The organism is Spirosoma liriopis (assembly GCF_023196085.1).
Classification (GTDB): Bacteria; Bacteroidota; Bacteroidia; order Cytophagales; family Spirosomataceae; genus Spirosoma; species Spirosoma oryzicola.
This window is the reverse complement of the sequence record NZ_JALPRF010000002.1, coordinates 1,431,550-1,449,259: the sequence shown is the minus strand read 5'-3', so window position 1 is coordinate 1,449,259 and position 17,710 is coordinate 1,431,550. Positions and strand designations below refer to the sequence as shown.

Here is a 17,710-nt window from a genome sequence, read left to right as displayed (position 1 = left end):
AGGCAAACGATCGAGGAGTTTAGCGCTTATAGGCTTGATGGCTCATGATTCTAGCAATGCGCGTGGCCGCATGACCGTCCCACAACGGCGGGATACAGCCCTGTTTGGTGCGCCCAGCCAGAATAGCCGCGACGCGATTCTGAACACTTTGCGGATTTAGCTCAGTCAGTAATTGATTAGTGCCCAATTCGACCGTAACCGGGCGTTCGGTGCTGTCGCGCAATGTCAGGCAGGGAACTCGTAGGTAGGTTGTCTCTTCCTGAACTCCGCCCGAATCTGTGATCACAATAGCCGCGTGTTCCAGCAGATTTAGAAATTCAAGATACCCCTGCGGTTCGAGCAGCCGGACGTTTGGCATATTTGTTAGCCGACCCAGTAGGCCCATTCGGGCTAGATTCGCTCGCGTTCGTGGATGCACAGGAAATACTACCGTTTTGTAACGAGCCGTGTTCTCAACGATTTGACCAATCTGAAGCAAGCCAGCTTCCCGATCTACATTGGCCGGACGATGCATGGTCATCAGCACATAATTATCGGGTGTCAACCCCAGTTTCTGAACAGTGTTGAGCTTGTTGGCTTGGGCACGGTACTGCACCAGCGAATCAATCATCACATTACCTACGAATTGAATTCGTTCGTCCGCAACGCCTTCCCGTTTGAGGTTGTCTATTCCAGCCTGTTCCGTCACAAACAGCAGGTTGGCCAGCGAGTCAGTCAGCATCCGGTTTCTTTCTTCCGGCATCCGGCGATCACCCGAGCGAAGTCCCGCTTCCACGTGTGCAACCGGAACGTCTTTTTGATCAGCCACCAACGCACAGGCAAGCGTACTGGTAACGTCACCAACCACCAAGACCCAATCGGGTTGTTCAGCCTCAAGAACCGGCTCAAACGTGCGCAAGATTTGGGCGGTTTGCTGCGTTTGCGTTCCGGCGCCAACGCCCAGGTAATAATCGGGTGATGGTAAATCGAGTTGATCGAAAAACACGGTACTCAAGCAAGCGTCGTAGTGCTGTCCTGTATGAACAAGCGTTGACTGGATGACAGAATGCTGCTTAAAAGCGCGGTGGATAGCAGCAATCTTTATAAAATTCGGACGCGCCCCGACGATGCTGACAATTTTCACAATTAGAAAGAAACGGTGGATGGAGATGCGATTAGGTGCTCAACGTCGGCTTCCAGACGGCGCAACTCAGCCGGAACATCAAAACGCGACATGGCCTGACCGGTCAGTACCTGATCCCGAACGAACAGCATCAGTAACGTCGATAGCTCAACTTCGTGCCAAGCGCGGTTATCGGCGCAAAACGGCTGTAACACCGCCCGTTCGTGCCCAACATCTTTCGGCGTAAAGTGCCAGTTTCGGCGTTTAGCTCCCTGATGGACGGTCAACTGTCGAAAGTCGTCGATGTGCGCAATGAGGTCATTGTATTGTAGGTGCATGACCTCCCGAACGCCTTCGAAGGGTTCTGCTCGCGACGTGAACAGCATGGAAACAAGGTCGTGCTGATCCGTTGTAAAGGTTATGACCAGATTATCGTCGGGTTCATCAGGATTGGCGTAAGCGATCTGAACCGCAATCCAGTCGGGCAAACTCCGCCAGGCAAACAGGTGAATCGTCAAGTCAATCCAGTGCCCTATGTTTCCACAAATACGGGTGCCTTCGTCAGGGCGTCTATACCAGTGATCGGGCGGAATTACGTGACCGTTAATGACATAGTTAAGGCTAAAACTGCCTGCCGTTTTCTGAGTAATCACATACGGTTTAAGCACCTGAATCGCTTCTGAGTAAGGTCGGTTGTAGCCCGCAAAAACCTGCCCTGACGATTGCCGAGCAGCCACGCTCAGTTCAATGAATTGATCCCGCGTAACGGCAATCGGCTTCTCAACGTACACGATTTTGTTACGCTGCAAGCCTGCAATGGCATAAGCCGCGTGTGATGCGTGGTTGGACAGAATATACAAAACGGCCAGCGACGGATGGTTTAGAACGGCGTCTACAGTAACGGCGATCTCCCGAAAACCATAATAATGGCCTAAGGACTGCGCTTGCTGCCGATTGACATCGTAGGCGCTCAAAAAGCCGTTTTGGCAATGCCTTCGCAGAAAAAAACAAACGCTACTAAACGCAAACTGTCCACAACCAATCACAGAAATCGTCGCCTTACGGCGATACGAAATTCGTCTACGCAGCCAATGCGGACGAGTGCGGGCAATTGCTTTGTTAAGCGCTCTCTGCCAGCCGTAGATTCGGGCAAACCGAACCAGTTTCAGCATTTTCAATATAATACCCAACGGCTCGTTCATCCTAGTGCATCTTCGTAGAATCGTTCCCACTGCGCAACGTTCGCGTGAATATCGAATCGGCGTGCCAACTCGGAAGCTCCTTGTCGATACGACGCGTACGCATCGACAGACAGGCGCAAAAACTGTTCGATAGCATGACACAAATCGCTGGGGTTATTGTCGACCCAACACCCAGCCCGTTTTGTTTCGAGCAATTGCCAGGGCGTCCCGGTCGATGCGATAACGGGCGTTCCCTGCGCCAGCGATTCAATGACGACATTGCCGAAGTTTTCGGAATGTGAGGGCAGAATTGTCACGTAAGCATTGGCAAGCAACTGTTCTTTCTGATCACCATAAACTGGTCCTACGAAAGTTACTTTCTCCGTCAATTCCCATGTTTTGACAAGCTCTTCGAGGTAAGTGCGGTAATTATTCGTGTCAGGGCCAGCAATCGTTAGCGAGTATGCACCGTTCCGAAAAATAGCCGATTCACTCAGGGTTTCGAGGAGTCGATCAATGGCTTTGATGGGATGCAACCGCCCGATGAACAGCAAATACGGTTCCGGTTTACGCGTACGAGCCGGTGCCATTTCCATCATATTTTCCAATTCCTGTACCAGTGCGTTATGACCAAAATGTTGACGGATATGTACCGTCTCGGCTGCGCAAGTCGAATGAAAAATTACGTCCTTGCTCACAACCCGAAACAACCGCAGCAACCCCTGCTTGAGCCTTGATCGGTAGATCAATGCGCTTGGACTTAGCTCGCCGTGGGGTGCCCAGATTATTCGTTTACGCAACAGTCGCGCAGCGATAACCAGCACAACCGAGCTGGGATAAAACAGACTGTTAATATGGACCACTTCCGCCTGCCGAATGGCCACCACAGCATACCAGATATGCGCGAACGGTAGGTAGAAGTGCGGATTCTTTGTGTACATTACACGGCCACACGCCAACGTCAACCAACGGCTAGTAGGAACAGTCGATGGTATATCCTGCGACGTAGCTACCACCGTTACCTGATGCCCCGCCCGTGCCATTGCCTTTGCCTGCCAATAGATCGCATTGCTTGGCCCACCCATCTGCGACGGATAAAACCAATCGGCTGACATCATTATTCGCATACGTCTCCTGCTTCGCATCTGGTGTTAGCCAGTTGCTGGTAAATGGACAGGTAACGAGTAGCAGCAGTCGGAGCGGAATAGGTAGCGGCATTGCGCAGGCCCTCCTCAATAAGTTGTTGCCGATACAAATCATCGTCAATTAGCCGCTGGATTCCACTACGGATCGCAATACTGTCGTCCGGATCGACAAGATGGGCGGCTTTACCGGCTACGTCACGCATGGGCAAGCGGTCTGCGGTGAGTACAACCCGCCCTACTGCGTTGGCTTCCAGAATAGGCATCCCAAACCCTTCGTAGGTAGACACGAACGTGACGATGTCGCTTGCCACATAGAGCGCCAGCATATCATCCTGACTTACGTTAACGTAGTTTTGGTACAGAATCTGCCGGTCACGAAGCGCACGAACAAGGTCTTCTGACAGAGGGCCAACGATACTTAACAGGCAGGGTACTCCTTCAATGGATTCGAGCAGTCGAGAGACGTTTTTATGGGGTGCGGTGCCGATCTGTAACAGCACGGGTCGTTGTTTTCGAAACGATTGGGCGTGATATACAAAACGCGGGTCGTAGGCATTAGAAACAACAACAGCCTTCTTCGCGACTTTGCCTAAATACCGTACTAAATCCCGCCGACTTTTTTCCGACACGACCGTGACGACAGCAGCATGGCGCACGGGCAGGTAAAACCAGAATAGCCAGAACAACCCGTACCGCAGCGGATTATGTCGATTCTTTTCCAACGTAATGCAATCGTGAACCGTCAACAGGGTGCGCCAACGGGACAAAGCCAATACCGCGTAGTGCGCATCACCCGTAACGTGGACCAACCCACTGAACCGTTGTCGCGCGATGAAACGTAGGTTCTGCCATACGGATCGGAGTCCTCTACTGATAAATGGAAGCCGGATATGCTCAACACTGATCGAGGGATCTTTTTCTAATTCCCGGCGAATTGCACCAAAGAGCTTTTCGATGCTGTGCCCGGTACCGGGGCTTCGTGATAAGTACGTTACGGTCATGCTGCTGTTACGGAAAATGGACCGTTTCTTGTACCGTCTTTCTAAAAAATGGCGACAAGTCTGCGCATCTATTCACGTAGCTTTTGTCTTTAATCGACCATCTTTTCGTCCACACGGTCCTTGGTGATCCAGTCCGTCGTTATTGCATCTTTCATGCCATCTACACCTATACCGCTTCGTATATCAAGGCTTTTTTGGACAGTGAGCGGTCTTGTTATGGGCTTCATCAGTCTTTTGTTCTGGCTCTTGTTCAGCTACGATGAAGAGCGTTTCTACACAGGAAGCAATCATTTCTTGCTTCCCTGGATTTTCCTGACGGCACTTATTCTAGCGACGCCGAGCCTTTATTTATGGGCTACAGACCGGTTTGACCCGTTCAATCCACTTATTTTTGCGGCCTGGTCTTATCTGGGACCAGCCTTTGGTTTAGGAAGTTTGTTATTGGCCGCTGATCTGGTCAATCCGTATTTTTTCACGCAGATTGCCAATCCGAAAGCAAGTTTACCGCTGGCACTCGTCTACGTTTCGGTGGGCTACGTGGGTTTGACGGTTGGTTTCCTGTTGCCCATTGGCCGAAAAGCAGGCGAACGTCTATCCCAAAAACTTCCGTCGGGTGACTGGCCAGTTTCGACTTTATTGCTACCGGCACTGGTTTTGCTTGCGCTGGGTTTCGCGTTTTACTTACTGGCCTGGCTCTCCGGCAACATCGGTTTTCAGCTGGCCGACAAGGAAAACGAATTGGGAACAACTTACTTCTTTATGTCGCTGCTCACCGTTCTCGCCAGTTTTATGTTGTGGCAGTACATATTCAGGACAAAAACGACGGGACAGAGGCTTGTCGTTGCGCTGGTATCCGTGTTAATGACGATGGGCGTTCGTATTGTGCTGGGTGGAAACCGGGGAGCCATCCTGGTCTTCGTGTTCCTGATTCTCATGGCATTCGTCTATTCGGGACGGCGTTTCACCCGTAAACACGGCCTGCTATTTGGCTCATTGGCCACCGTCGGCTTATTGCTAGGCATCATCTACGGCACGACGTTCCGGATTCTGAAAGCGTCGGAAGCCAAAATGAGTCTGAGCGATTATGTGTCTACGGCCACGACTACGCTGGGAACGCTCACCGACGAACAAAATACAGAGTTGGTCCCAACCATGCTGACGATATTCGGGAGTCGCCTTGAAATGACGAGTACCGTTGGTGTGTGGGTATCGAACTACGAACGGCTCAAACCCGACGAAGAAAAACTGGGTATCGATGGCAACATCTGGATCGCTACCTGGACGGCCTTCATTCCCCGGTTTATCTGGAAAGACAAGCCCGAAATATCGAATCCGCGCCGATATAGTTTGCTTTATTTCAACTTTGCGAAAAACTCATTTGCCATCACGCCTATGATCGACCTGCTGCGCAACTACGGCCCAGCGGGTGTTCCGGTTGGTATGGCGCTTCTAGGCGTTCTATTACGCACCCTATACACGTCGCTTGTTCAAAATCAGTCGCTTACCATTGGGCGAACAACGGCGTATTACATGCTGCTGACGACGGTATCGTACGAAGGGTTCTACGGGACAATCCTGCCTACCCTGGTTCGGGTTGGATTTGTCGTCGTCCTTAGCCTTTATCTCACCAATGTTCTTGTCCAATGGCAGATTCGCCGTTCCCTGTAAGAGAACAGAGAACCCACCAAAAGCCATGACTAACACGCCAACTTCCATTGTGATCGTTTCTCCGGTGCATAACCGCTGTGCACTTACTCAACAGTGCCTGCGCAGTCTTGCCGCTATCAACAGTGAAGGCTTAGCGGTACACGTCATCCTTGTTGACGACGGTTCAACGGATGGAACCCGGTCGGCCATTGAACGCGAGTTCCCAGCGGTTCAGCTGGTTGCAGGGGATGGTACGTTATATTTTACCGCTGGGGCGAATCTGGGTTTCAAAGCCGCCCTGGTGCATAAGCCGGATTATATTTTGCTCATCAACGACGACACGTATTTCGATACCGATTTTTTACGATACCTAGTCGAATGCGCCGAAACCCATCCGCGTAGTGCCGTTGGTGGTTTACTGTTACGGTGGGACGAACCGCACCGCGTCTTTCAGGTAGATCCACGCTGGGACACCTGGTACGGTGGCTGGCGGCATCAAACGCAACTAACTATAGAAACGGTACCTCAGGAAGCCTTTCGGGTTGCTACGCTGGCAGGAAACTGTTTGTTGTTCCCGGCCAGTGTTTTTGCCGAACTTGGTTTTATGGATGAGGTGCGGTTTCCGAACTTCGGTGATTCAACATTCACGGCTCGCCTTCGTAAAAACGGATGGCAACTCTGGGTGGAGCCACGGGCCAAGGTATACAATCAACCCAATTCGTTCCCTAAAACGCTGCGCTCGATGAGTTGGCCGCAACGTTACCAGGCCCTGTGGGGCGACTTACGCAGTTATCATAATTTGCGCGGGCGGTTTATGCTCTATTGGGTCACGGCTCCAACTCAATTTCAAGCAGTTGTGGCGTTCGGTATCTTTTTCGGCCGGTTGATTCTTCGCGGCATCGGTGTGACCAAAAACTGGCCTTGACTATAGTCGATCTTAGCGTAGCTCAGCCATTTGAACGATATAATCCAAAGTAATTTCGGCGCAGGATTCCTCTAGAAAATGGGTTAAAACCGTCTGCTGCGCCTTCCGCCCCATCGCCTGACGCAGCAATGAATTATTGGCCAATCGCCGAACAGCGTCGCTTAGTTCGCGCGCATTTCCTGGCTGAACCAGCAATCCATTTTCGCCGTGCTGAACAGCCTCGGGTATCGCATTGATGTTCGAAGCAATCACCGCTTTGCCTAAAGCCATCGCTTCGAGCAATGCGCCCGGTAATCCTTCGCGATAACTCGGCAAGACAAAAAGATCGGCTAACCATAAAAACCGGAGTAGATCAGACCGTTGGCTCCCCAACTGTGCGGGATGAATAAGCCGAACAAACCGCTCCATTTTATGCGATTGAATGAACGCTTCCATAACCGGATGCCCTTCACCCGTACCAACCCAAATCCAGACCAACTCCGGTTCGCACTCATGTAGTAACCGAGCGGCCTCCAGCCAGACCCGAAAGCCTTTTCGCTCAATCACATTGGCGAGCGTCATCACGACTAGTGCTCCGTCAGGCAGTGAAAAACGCCGACGCTCGACCTGTATGTCAAGCGGTTGCGCTAAAACGCTTCTGATTTCACTGACATTGACACCTGTATAGGCTACGGGAATTGTTCGCCAGATAGCGGGCGTTGTATACCACCGCAAACTCTCCTTCATTTCCCGATTGGAAGCCAACAGGTAAAAACGCGTTCGCTCCAGGAGCCGGAACTTTAAACGGCTCAACCCGTTAGCCAGCGTTGGTTTGTTGGAATGAGCGATGTGCAGCATCACAAACGTAGGCATTTGCCGCGCCAGCCAGCTCAACAGCAGAAAATTCGACCAGGGTGCCGCATCGATAAACACCACTTTGTCCTTGGATCGCTGCTTTGTCAGGTGTCGGGCCAGCACGAAATGACAACGCCAATCGCGGCCACGTCGGCGGATTTTAGACCAGACCGTACGCGCTTTCGCCAAATCAACATGAGCGTCGAAAAAAGTAACCGTCACATTTTCCTGATTCAGATAAGCTAGAATTTTTCCCGTCGTTCCAGCCGGTATTAAAGCGCTAACTCGATAACCACGAGTCAGTGCCAACCGCATGACACCCAGCATTACCAGCTGTGCCCCGCCCCATTCGAGGTAATTCCAGACAAAGACGATTTCGGGCTTTTTAGTGTTCATTCTGTTTTTAGAAAGACGTACAGCGTCAGCCCAGACTGGCAGAAAGCACTTAGGCACGTAGCCAGAGCGGCACCCCAGATGCCGTAGGCTGGCGTCAGCGCACAGTTGAGCAATACGTTGACGATTGCGCCCACCAGATAGCAACTGAAAATAGGACGCGTTATGGAAAAGGCGTAGAGTTTTACTTCCAGGATGTAGCGGGCGGTCATGCCCAGATAGGCGAACGCAATAACAGGGGCAATCCGAAAAGCGGGTTCATACGATTTCGACAGCACCAGCGTTCCAACTTCGGCAGACAGGTTAAAAAACAACAGACAGATAACGCCGACGACCAGCACATACAGCCAGAATACGCGAAGCAATAACGGATTTGCCGATGAGGGCTTTTGCCCACCGCCCTTCAACTGCATCACCAAAGGCGTCAGATACGCCTGCACCGGCATGGACAGCAGCACGATCTTTGAACCCAGACTATAGCCTACGCTGAAGTAACCAACATCGGCACTTGACCCGTATCGTTCAATAAAATACCGATCCACATAGTTGATGACCCAGGCGCACACGGCTGACCCCAGCAACGGGCGCACGTAGGCCCAGAACGGGTTCCAATACGAAATTGAATCGGCGTCGGCGTTTCGCCTGAATGCCGCCCGTAAGGGAGATAAACCCATCAGCATTGCCACTGCAAAGCCTCCATTCAGCAGCGCCAGCACGACCCACAGTCCGGTCTGCTGCCGCTGATTACTTACGACAAGCAAAACGATCAACAGCGCGTTGACAAACGAATACAGGACCTGGGTTCGGCTAAAGGCGCGGTGACGGGCGAGCGCGTTCATGTATTCCAACCCAAGCGCATAAAAGCCCTGCCCTACCAGGGCTAACCCGGCTAAGGCCGCCAGCAGGCTATTGGCCGTCAGCACTCCCCAAACCGTAATACCCGTTAACAGACCGGCGTACACAAGCAGCATAACCCGCAGGTGAAAGCGTAGGACGGCATCGGTTGGCGCAATGGGCAGCAGCGCCCGCATCGACTTCAGGGTTGGCGTGATGAGTACGGTGTTCGCCAGCATCAGGCTAACGTAACCCAGATTGTAGTTTCCCACAGCATCCGGCGACAGGTACAAGGCGATGAGTTTACCCGTGACTAGGCCCAGCAACGCCGTTGCGCCCTGAGCACCGACAAGTAATCCCAACGACCGGTTGATCGGCCAGCTTGTCAACGCTCTACCCATGCGTTATAGCCGCCTTTCTCACAGACGCCAGTAATCGATACCACTCTCTTTTTCGACCACATACAACCCTTTAAGATCCAGCAGAATTGGACTTCCGTTCATCAATGATTTGAAATACGTGCTGTCCAGCGTCCGGTAGTTGGTGTGTCCCACGGCCACGATCACCGCGTCGTAATGGGTCGAGGGTGTATCCATCAGCGTCATTCGGTACTCCTGCGCTACTTCGTTCGGCGATGCATGCGGATCAACTAAGTGTACGTTGATGGCAAATTTCATCAGCTCGCGCACCAGATCGGCCACTTTCGAATTTCGGATGTCGGCGACATCTTCCTTGAACGTCAAACCCATGACCAACACCTTTGTCTGACGCGGATTTTTCCCGCGCTGAAGCAGCATCTGCACCAATTTGGTGGCGATATAAGCGGGCATTCCGTCGTTAATGCGCCTGCCGGAGTGAATCACCTGCGGATCGTAGCCCAACTGACGAGCTTTGTAAAGCAGGTAATACGGATCGATGCCGATGCAGTGCCCACCCACCAGACCGGGCGTAAACGGCAGAAAATTCCATTTGGTCCCCGCAGCTTTTAAAACCTCCTGCGTATCGACGCCCATTTTGTCGAAGATAATCGCCAGTTCGTTCATCAACGAAATGTTCAGATCGCGCTGTACATTTTCGATTACCTTGGCCGCTTCGGCTACTTTAATCGTTGGTGCTTGGTAAACACCGGCCCGGATGATCGATCCGTAAACAGCCGTAATTTCCCGGAGCGCTTCGGCATCACTGCCCGACACAATTTTAAGAATGTCGGGTAAGGTGCGTTGCTTATCGCCGGGATTGATTCGCTCGGGCGAGTATCCTACTTTAAAATCCTCGCCGAGCCGCAAACCAGATTGTTGCTCAAGGATCGGGATGCAGTCGTCTTCCGTACAGCCGGGGTACACCGTCGATTCGTACACTACGTAATCGCCGGGCTTCAGCACGCGGCCAATGGCTTCGGACGCGCGTTGAAGTGGTTTCAAATCCGGAACTTTGTAATCGTCAACCGGCGTCGGAACGGCAACGACGAAGAAACTCGCCTGTTTCAACTCGTTGGGATCAGCGGTAAACGTAATGTCGGCCTGGTCAAAAGCACTCGGCGGCAACTCCCGTGAGGGGTCTTCGCCCTGCTTTAGCATAGCCACACGCTCCGCACTGATGTCGAAGCCGATCACCCGAAACTGCCGGGCAAACTCGAGCGCGATGGGCAAGCCAACGTAGCCCAGTCCAATCACGGCAAGCTTCTTTTCTTTCTGTTTGAGTGCGTTGAACAAGGGCGTATTCAATTGAAAATGGCTATTTATATCGTTCCTACAATCGGTTCGTTGGCGTCGAACCGACTCTCTGTTAATCAAGTCTGGATGATGGCTTGCAGTCGTCCCGCCCAATTAGCCCGCTGGGCCAGCAGGTAGGCCATACCAAGAAAAAAGCCCGCAACGGCATACGCCAGCACCATCAGGGTTCGCTTTGGCGATACACGAAGCGTCGGAACAGTAGCCGGTTCGAGCACCTTAAATACCGGGGTTCGTTCCTGCACTTTTAACTTGGCCTGCTCAAACTGACGCGACAATTCCGTGTAAACCGTTTGCGCAATCGTCAACTCCGCTTCCCTTCGCTGCTTTTCCATCGTAGCCGCCAGAACCACAAAATTTTTGTGCGCATCGTTGTAATGAAACACCTGATACTGTGCCGTTTGGTACCGTTTTTGCGCTTCGCTTAGCCGTTGCGCGTAGAACCGTAAATCCTGCCGGGCCTTCTCGGTTCGATAGCTGGTCACGTATTGCGTCAGATAATCCATGGCCCGTTGCGCGACAGCCGCGGCTACGTGTGCATCGGGCATTTTGGCGGTGATGGTAATCACGCCCGACCGCGTATCCAGCCGGGCATCGACCCGTTTGCCGATTTCAGCCACTAACTCTTCCTGCTGTTGCGTCAGTTCAACTGGCTTACCGGCCTGCGTTCGAATCCGCTTGAGAACCTCTTCCCTATCGCTTGCGAACCATCGTACCAGCAAACCATTATTTTCCGTCAGCACCTCTGCCACGGTAGTTTGTTTTCCACCCGTCTGCGCGACAACCTGATCGAGCAGAAATAGCACGAACGGCGTACTTTGGAGTACATTCGGGTACAGATCCGGGCGCACCGCATCGACACCTTCGGCATCCGACAAATCGAGCCCCGAAATGCGCGCAACGGACGCGAGTTGTTTAAACATACCGCCGGTCGCACTGTTCATCTCCGGCATAATCCGGGCGTTGGAGACAAACTCGGCGGGGGTCAACAACGCTACCCCAACACCCACTAGCGCACACAAAGCCGTAATACCCGCTAACCGCAACCGTCCCTGCCAGGCAAGGCGTACCAAGCCGCTAAACGACAGATTGATACAGTCATCAGGTCGTACCTGTTCTTTCTGGGCAGGTTCTGTTACTAGTCTGTCTGGCATCAATCAGTTTGCAAAGATGCGTAAAGCGGTTAATACCACAGCCACCGACGAAGCAATGACCCCCAGCAACGCGGCCCGTTCGGCAGACGAGGTTTTGCTTTGTTCCTTCGGCGGCACGGCGGGAACGACAATCTCCATCCCACGCTCCGGCTTCGGAAACCGGTGAATACCCAGCACTGACTTGGTCGGTCTGATTTTGCCGTTGGCCGCCACTATGTAGCTTTTTCGACGAAACGCTTTCCCCGTAAAATTGCCAGCTTCGGCGATGTAATCCCGAAATGATTTAGCCGGATCGTACTCAACAATCGCGGGGTTCAGCACCTCACCACGAATTCGTACCAGTTCGGCCCGGCGCGGAATCACAATCGAATCACCGTCCTCCACCAGAAGGTTACCCAGATCAGCAGGGTTCACCAGGATTTTACGCAGATCGACGGATAGATTCTCACCCTTACGTACAATTCGAGCAGCAGGCAAATACGCGTCAGGCTTCGCCATCCCGGCTCGAACGAGCAAGTCCGTAATGCGATCTGCCGATGTGCGAATGGCGTACACACCGGGAAAATGTACCTCACCCACTATCGTAGCGCTTTTCTGAGTCTCGTAGCGGGGCGACATCCGCACAAACACCTGATCGAAAGGCAATAACGTGAAGCGAGCGTCGGCTGGGTTGAGTCGTAAATTATGGTCGATGGCAAACGTCAGGATGCTCGTCGTCTGTCCTTCGGGTAGCCCTACGGTATCGGTGGTGATGCGCCGGGCGATTTCTATCCGCGAAGCAATAGCCCCTTCGGAAAAGCCGCCCGCCAGCACGATCAGGTTGGCGACCGTCATGCTATCGGCAAACGGAAACGAGCCCGCTTTGTTGACAGCCCCCTGAATTGACACCGTTCGCTCCCGCTGAAGCTCGCTCACCGCCCGGATCTGCACCCTGTCGTCGCGTTGTAGCGGGATGTCGGGAATTTCTCCCCGCATGAGTTTACCGATGTCTACCGAACGAAGTTCTGGTTCCAGATTAGGCCGCAGTCGCCGGATAGTCGCCTGATTTAGAAATGCATCTTCGCGCAGCCCCTCGGCACTCTTGATAAGCTGCTTCAGGCTGGTATTCCTTTCCAGAGAGAACTCTCCCGGACGAAATACCGCTCCCGCGATGGTCACTTTGTTATCAACCCGATCCAGAATAGTGCCAACGGTGTAGCGGTCGCCCGGCTTGGGCAGAAAACTGGTAATTTCGTTTCCCGAAACCGTGACGAGTTGTTGTTCCGTTGTCGTGTTTCGACGGAGATTGATGGTCGCCGTATACGCCCGGTCCGTAAACCCTCCGGCAAAGGTCAACACCTGCTGAAGTGTTTCGTCCGGTTTGACTTCGTACGTGCCGGGTTGTTTTACCTCGCCTGTCAGTTCGACGCGCGTGGTGTAGTGATCAACGAAAATAATATCCTGGTCAGCCAGGCGAACATTGTCTTTCTGATCGGCACGAAGCAAAAAATCATACGCGTCGAGCGTTCGGATGAGCCGGTTTCCTCGGTACACCTTAATCGCCCGAAACGTACCCCGCTCGGGCGAAGGGCCGCCCGCTGCGTATAACGCATTGAAAACCGACGCCAGCGACGAAAGCGTGTACGTACCGGGCCGAACGACCTGCCCCATCAGTGTTACCCGAATGCTTCGAATGCTGCCAAGCGTAACCTGCGCCCTGATACCGCTCCCCGCCGAGTTGAGATCCTGGTACAGCGTTCGAAGGCGATTGACAATCCGTTGTTCGGCCTGCTCAATGGTCAAACCGTTGACGTAGATGGGACCAAGATTTTCAATCCGAATGCTTCCTTCGGGGCTTACTTTAGGATGGTAGGTTTGCTGAGCGTTGCCGTACACATCGATGATTAACTCGTCTTCGGGGCCTAGCTGGTAATTGCGGGGCGTTGGGATACGCAAATTCGGCTCAAACGTGAGATTAGTATTGGTGAATAGAGAAGCGCCAAAAACGGTCGATTGAGTCGAAACCGGTTCCGGCAAGACTGGAATAGCCGGAGCTTCACGCACGACATTGGTTTCAAGGGAGTTTTTACCCGTCATCGACGATAGTGACGGTGGCGCAGTGCTTTTCAGCTGATTGACCCGCTGACGTATTTTGTCGAGATCAGCCGATGAGAAGCCACGGCTAAGTGCCGTTTGTTCTACTTGCTCAACGGACATACCGGTAGCTTGAGCTTGCTGCACCAAACGCTGTACCTGTTCGTCGCTCAGGCTTTGCAGTTGCTGAGCACACACACAAAGCGACGTGACAAGGCAAATCAGAAATAGAGCCAATGCAAAACGTAAGCCAATAAAGCGCAAAACAACGGACAAAATCAACGGTTCAGATTACGGATAGATACCTTCCACATTTGTACACATTATGTGCCATTGTATCGACAAGCTAACAAAAAATTTAAAACCCTCCGCGGAGTCAACGTTGCGGAGGGTTTTAAATCGTCACGACGCTAGCCACGACTGTACGGTTACAGCCGCTGCATCAATTGAGGAATCACGCTATTTTTCCAGGATACAAAGTCACCGGCAGCAATGTGCGTCCGAGCTTGCCGAACCAGCCAGAGATAAAACGTCAAGTTGTGCACACTGGCGATCTGCCCGCTTAACAGTTCTTCCGCTTTAAACAGATGGCGGACGTACGCTTTGGAGTAGAACGTGCTGGCATAGCCACCTAGACCGGGATCGATCGGGCTGTAATCACGGCTCCATTTTTCGTTTTTGATGTTGATAATACCTTCCGTCGTGAATAAAATACCATGTCGGGCATTACGGGTTGGCATAACGCAGTCGAACATATCAACCCCTAATGCAATCGCTTCCAGGATATTCGCGGGTGTTCCAACACCCATCAGGTAGCGAGGTTTATCGGCGGGCAAAATACCGTTCACCAGTTCGATCATCGAATACATTTCTTCGGCGGGTTCGCCTACCGCCAGTCCGCCAATAGCGTTTCCTTCCCGTTCTTTCGAGGCAATCACTTCCGCCGACTGGCGTCTTAGATCAGGATAGGTGCTGCCTTGGACAATCGGGAACAACGTTTGCCGGTAGCCGTAATGGCCTTCGGTCGTGTCAAAGCGGTCGATGCAACGGTCAAGCCAGCGGTGGGTCATTTCCATCGACTGCCGGGCGTAGCCATATTCGCAGGGATAGGGCGTACATTCGTCAAACGCCATGATAATGTCAGCGCCAATCGTCCGTTGAATATCCATCACCCCTTCAGGCGTAAATCGGTGGCTGGAGCCGTCGATATGGGATTTGAAGGTTACACCCTCTTCTTTTATTTTTCGCGTGTTCGACAAAGAATATACCTGATAACCACCCGAATCGGTCAGAATGGGCCGACGCCAGCCGTTAAATGCGTGCAATCCCCCCGCCTGACGCAACACCTCAAGACCGGGTCTCAAATAAAGATGGTACGTATTTCCGAGAATAATGTCGGCGTTGATATCTGTTTCGAGTTCGCGCTGGTGAACCGCTTTCACCGTCCCAGCTGTCCCGACAGGCATAAAAATTGGTGTCTGAATAGGTCCATGATCGGTTGTCAACGTGCCCGTTCGGGCCTTCGACTGTGGGTCATGGTCAGTAATTGAAAAAGTCATACAACAAAGATACAAGGGAACAGAGCGGGGTGCAAGGTGCGGGTATAAAGCAAGAAGCGTAGTCTGGAGCACGATGCGTATTATGTTGACGGCTCTCATTTCTCCTTTCTGCGAAATCCCTGTCCTGGACTCTTTGCGTCATTCCTTGCTCCCTGCACCCCACTCACGTATCTTTGCCGTTTGTTCAGAAAACCATTCGCTTAACGATCAAACCTTTCCGTTCTTTGTGATTACTTCGCTGCTGATATTCTGGCTAGTTATGGTCAGTATTCAGCTTATTTTTGTCCTCTTTATCTTCTCTCGTACCGCGTTTAGCGTTTTTCCGCCCCCCGTTAGCTTATCTGAAAATAAGCATCCGGCACAGCAAGGTGTTACCGTTGTCATTTGTGCCCGTAACGAACTAGACAACCTGACGGAGTTGCTGCCCCTGCTGGATGCGCAACACTACCCGACGTTTGAAATCCTGGTTATGGATGATCGCTCGACCGATGGCACCACCGCTTTTTTGGAAAACATAGCCACTGAACGCAACCACATTCGGTTTATCCGAATTGACAAAGAGCACGAACACGTAACGCCCAAGAAATACGCCCTGACCATCGCGCTTAAAAAAGCCCTCTACCCGACCGTCTTGCTGACCGACGCCGATTGCCGTCCTGCTTCAGCGGATTGGATAACACAGATGGTTTCTCAGCTGGCAACGGCTGATAAGCAACTTGTCCTGGGCTTTTCTCCGTACGAACACCGACCGGGCTTTTTGAATCTGCTGATCCGGTCCGAAACGCTTTTTACCGCCGTACAATATTTTTCGTTGGCACTGGCTGGCCGACCCTACATGGGCGTAGGTCGTAATCTGGCTTATCGTACTCAGTTGTTCTTCGCCAACCGGGGATTCTATTCGCATATGAATGTGGTGGGGGGCGACGATGACTTATTCGTCAATGAAGTTGCTACCGGTCAGAACACCGCCGTTTGCTTAGACCCAGCTACGTTTATGTGGTCGAAACCCAAAGAAACATGGGTGGATTGGCGGCTTCAGAAACGCCGTCATCTCAACGTCGGCAATTATTACACATTCGGCAATAAATTTCGGCTCGGCCTGCTTACGGGTTCTCATGTCCTTACTTGGCTTACTGGCCTATTCGTGGGTGCCGTGATTTTATACCATGAGATTGCCCACTATGCGTTTACACCAGACGAATGGCTACTTTTGCTGATCGCTACGGGTACGTTTGCGTTCCGTATCCTCGCTTTTTGGGGAATTGTTGGCCGTATCAGTTATCGACTAGCGCATACCGTACCGTGGTCCATTATGCCCTTTATGGATCTATTGCTGGCAACTTATTACGGCATCGCCGGTTTACAAACGATAATCAGCCGGCGTAAAAAACGAATTACCTGGCGATAAAATAGCTCATTGACCAAAAGCCTGTTCACGAAGGCTGGATCTGGTTTCGCGCACTTAAGCTACTTACAGCATGAACATCGACCTTTTATTAAAATATTTTCCAAACCTGACCACCCAGCAGAAAGAACAGTTTGCGGCTCTGGATGGCTTATATCGCGACTGGAACGCCAAAATCAATGTTATTTCCCGGCAGGATATCGATTCGCTTTACGAAAAACACATTCTCCATTCGCTGGGTATTGCCAAGATTGTGCAGTTCAAGCCGGGCACCGAAGTTCTGGACGTTGGAACGGGCGGAGGTTTTCCGGGTATCCCGTTGGCCATTTTGTTTCCGATGGCCGATTTTCATCTGGTCGATAGCATCGGCAAGAAAATAAAAGTTGTCGAGGAAGTTTCCGTAGCCTTGGGACTAACAAACATAAAAGCAGAGCAAGCGCGTGTGGAGCAGTTGAATACGACTTACGATTTTGTGGTTAGCCGGGCCGTTACACGTCTGAAGCCGTTTCTGGGCTGGGTGCGCTATAAAATCCACAAGGCTGGCAACAACGACCGACCCAACGGAGTTTTGTATCTAAAAGGTGGCGATCTGACCGAAGAACTAGCCGAAGTAACTGACCGTTACCGGGTTTATGACCTTTCAGACTATTTCGACGAGCCTTTTTTTGAAACAAAGAAAGTAATTTACGTACCTAAAAAGTGACAACGGATTAGTATACGGCTGTTA

General features: G+C 52.0%; 14 protein-coding genes. 4 read left to right on the top strand and 10 right to left on the bottom strand.

Translation table 11 applies throughout. The features are described 5' to 3' along the window. Nucleotides 1–19: 19 nt before the first annotated feature. Genes wecB through M0L20_RS14990 form a run of 4 tightly spaced genes read right to left on the bottom strand, consistent with a single transcriptional unit; the run spans nt 20 to nt 4,429 of the window. Nucleotides 20–1,123 carry a non-hydrolyzing UDP-N-acetylglucosamine 2-epimerase gene (gene wecB / locus M0L20_RS15005; protein WP_248477758.1) on the bottom strand — a complete coding sequence of 368 codons (1,104 nt, stop codon included), beginning with the start codon at nt 1,121–1,123 and terminating at the stop codon, nt 20–22. A gap of 2 nt (nt 1,124–1,125) precedes the next feature. Continuing rightward, complete coding sequence (locus M0L20_RS15000; RefSeq protein WP_248477757.1) at nt 1,126–2,304, bottom strand: Gfo/Idh/MocA family protein; 1,179 nt, start codon at nt 2,302–2,304, stop codon at nt 1,126–1,128. Next, entirely contained in the window at nt 2,301–3,410 is a 1,110-nt protein-coding gene (locus tag M0L20_RS14995; protein WP_248477756.1) for a glycosyltransferase, read from the bottom strand. Before M0L20_RS14995 ends, M0L20_RS15000 begins: the two co-directional genes overlap by 4 nt. Further along, the gene (locus tag M0L20_RS14990) at nt 3,401–4,429 is read right to left on the bottom strand and encodes a glycosyltransferase family 4 protein (protein WP_248477755.1); all 1,029 of its coding nucleotides are present in this window, start codon (nt 4,427–4,429) and stop codon (nt 3,401–3,403) included. The genes M0L20_RS14995 and M0L20_RS14990 overlap by 10 nt, the downstream gene beginning before the upstream one ends. Nucleotides 4,430–4,630: 201 nt before the next feature. Here M0L20_RS14990 and M0L20_RS14985 point away from each other — a divergent pair, with 201 nt between their 5' ends. Both M0L20_RS14985 and M0L20_RS14980 read left to right on the top strand, forming a co-directional pair. Further along, a complete protein-coding gene (locus M0L20_RS14985; RefSeq protein WP_248477754.1) occupies nt 4,631–6,097 on the top strand; it encodes a hypothetical protein in 1,467 nt (488 codons plus the stop codon). A gap of 25 nt (nt 6,098–6,122) precedes the next feature. Next, on the top strand, nt 6,123–7,001 hold the full coding sequence (locus tag M0L20_RS14980; RefSeq protein ID WP_248477753.1) for a glycosyltransferase family 2 protein: 879 nt from the start codon (nt 6,123–6,125) through the stop codon (nt 6,999–7,001). Nucleotides 7,002–7,013: 12 nt separating this feature from the next. Here the strand turns inward: M0L20_RS14980 and M0L20_RS14975 are convergent, their stop codons facing one another. From M0L20_RS14975 to tgt, 6 genes are all read right to left on the bottom strand, one after another. Further along, nucleotides 7,014–8,231 carry a glycosyltransferase gene (locus tag M0L20_RS14975; RefSeq protein WP_248477752.1) on the bottom strand — a complete coding sequence of 406 codons (1,218 nt, stop codon included), beginning with the start codon at nt 8,229–8,231 and terminating at the stop codon, nt 7,014–7,016. After that, nucleotides 8,228–9,463 carry a lipopolysaccharide biosynthesis protein gene (locus tag M0L20_RS14970; protein ID WP_248477751.1) on the bottom strand — a complete coding sequence of 412 codons (1,236 nt, stop codon included), beginning with the start codon at nt 9,461–9,463 and terminating at the stop codon, nt 8,228–8,230. Before M0L20_RS14970 ends, M0L20_RS14975 begins: the two co-directional genes overlap by 4 nt. 18 nt (nt 9,464–9,481) lie before the next feature. Next, nucleotides 9,482–10,786: a nucleotide sugar dehydrogenase gene (locus M0L20_RS14965; RefSeq protein WP_248477750.1), complete on the bottom strand. Its 1,305-nt coding sequence runs from the start codon at nt 10,784–10,786 to the stop codon at nt 9,482–9,484. A gap of 65 nt (nt 10,787–10,851) precedes the next feature. After that, nucleotides 10,852–11,946, bottom strand: coding sequence for a GNVR domain-containing protein (locus M0L20_RS14960; protein ID WP_232561722.1), 1,095 nt, complete (start codon nt 11,944–11,946; stop codon nt 10,852–10,854). A gap of 3 nt (nt 11,947–11,949) precedes the next feature. Then, nucleotides 11,950–14,295: an SLBB domain-containing protein gene (locus M0L20_RS14955; RefSeq protein WP_248477749.1), complete on the bottom strand. Its 2,346-nt coding sequence runs from the start codon at nt 14,293–14,295 to the stop codon at nt 11,950–11,952. 152 nt (nt 14,296–14,447) lie between these two features. Beyond that, nucleotides 14,448–15,578, bottom strand: coding sequence for a tRNA guanosine(34) transglycosylase Tgt (tgt, locus tag M0L20_RS14950; protein ID WP_248477748.1), 1,131 nt, complete (start codon nt 15,576–15,578; stop codon nt 14,448–14,450). A 73-nt stretch (nt 15,579–15,651) separates the two neighbouring features. Here tgt and M0L20_RS14945 point away from each other — a divergent pair, with 73 nt between their 5' ends. Both M0L20_RS14945 and rsmG read left to right on the top strand, forming a co-directional pair. After that, entirely contained in the window at nt 15,652–16,986 is a 1,335-nt protein-coding gene (locus M0L20_RS14945) for a glycosyltransferase (protein ID WP_248477747.1), read from the top strand. A 70-nt stretch (nt 16,987–17,056) separates the two neighbouring features. Then, nucleotides 17,057–17,686: a 16S rRNA (guanine(527)-N(7))-methyltransferase RsmG gene (rsmG, locus tag M0L20_RS14940; protein ID WP_248477746.1), complete on the top strand. Its 630-nt coding sequence runs from the start codon at nt 17,057–17,059 to the stop codon at nt 17,684–17,686. Nucleotides 17,687–17,710 lie beyond the last annotated feature (24 nt).

Coding starts and splice junctions, on each gene's coding strand:
- M0L20_RS15000 (WP_248477757.1), bottom strand. CDS start 2,304: ATGAACGAGCCGTTGGGTATTATATTGAAAATGCTGAAACTGGTTCGG.
- M0L20_RS14995 (WP_248477756.1), bottom strand. CDS start 3,410: ATGCGAATAATGATGTCAGCCGATTGGTTTTATCCGTCGCAGATGGGT.
- M0L20_RS14990 (WP_248477755.1), bottom strand. CDS start 4,429: ATGACCGTAACGTACTTATCACGAAGCCCCGGTACCGGGCACAGCATC.
- M0L20_RS14980 (WP_248477753.1), top strand. CDS start 6,123: ATGACTAACACGCCAACTTCCATTGTGATCGTTTCTCCGGTGCATAAC.
- M0L20_RS14975 (WP_248477752.1), bottom strand. CDS start 8,231: ATGAACACTAAAAAGCCCGAAATCGTCTTTGTCTGGAATTACCTCGAA.
- M0L20_RS14970 (WP_248477751.1), bottom strand. CDS start 9,463: ATGGGTAGAGCGTTGACAAGCTGGCCGATCAACCGGTCGTTGGGATTA.
- M0L20_RS14960 (WP_232561722.1), bottom strand. CDS start 11,946: ATGCCAGACAGACTAGTAACAGAACCTGCCCAGAAAGAACAGGTACGA.
- tgt (WP_248477748.1), bottom strand. CDS start 15,578: ATGACTTTTTCAATTACTGACCATGACCCACAGTCGAAGGCCCGAACG.
- M0L20_RS14945 (WP_248477747.1), top strand. CDS start 15,652: ATGCGTATTATGTTGACGGCTCTCATTTCTCCTTTCTGCGAAATCCCT.
- rsmG (WP_248477746.1), top strand. CDS start 17,057: ATGAACATCGACCTTTTATTAAAATATTTTCCAAACCTGACCACCCAG.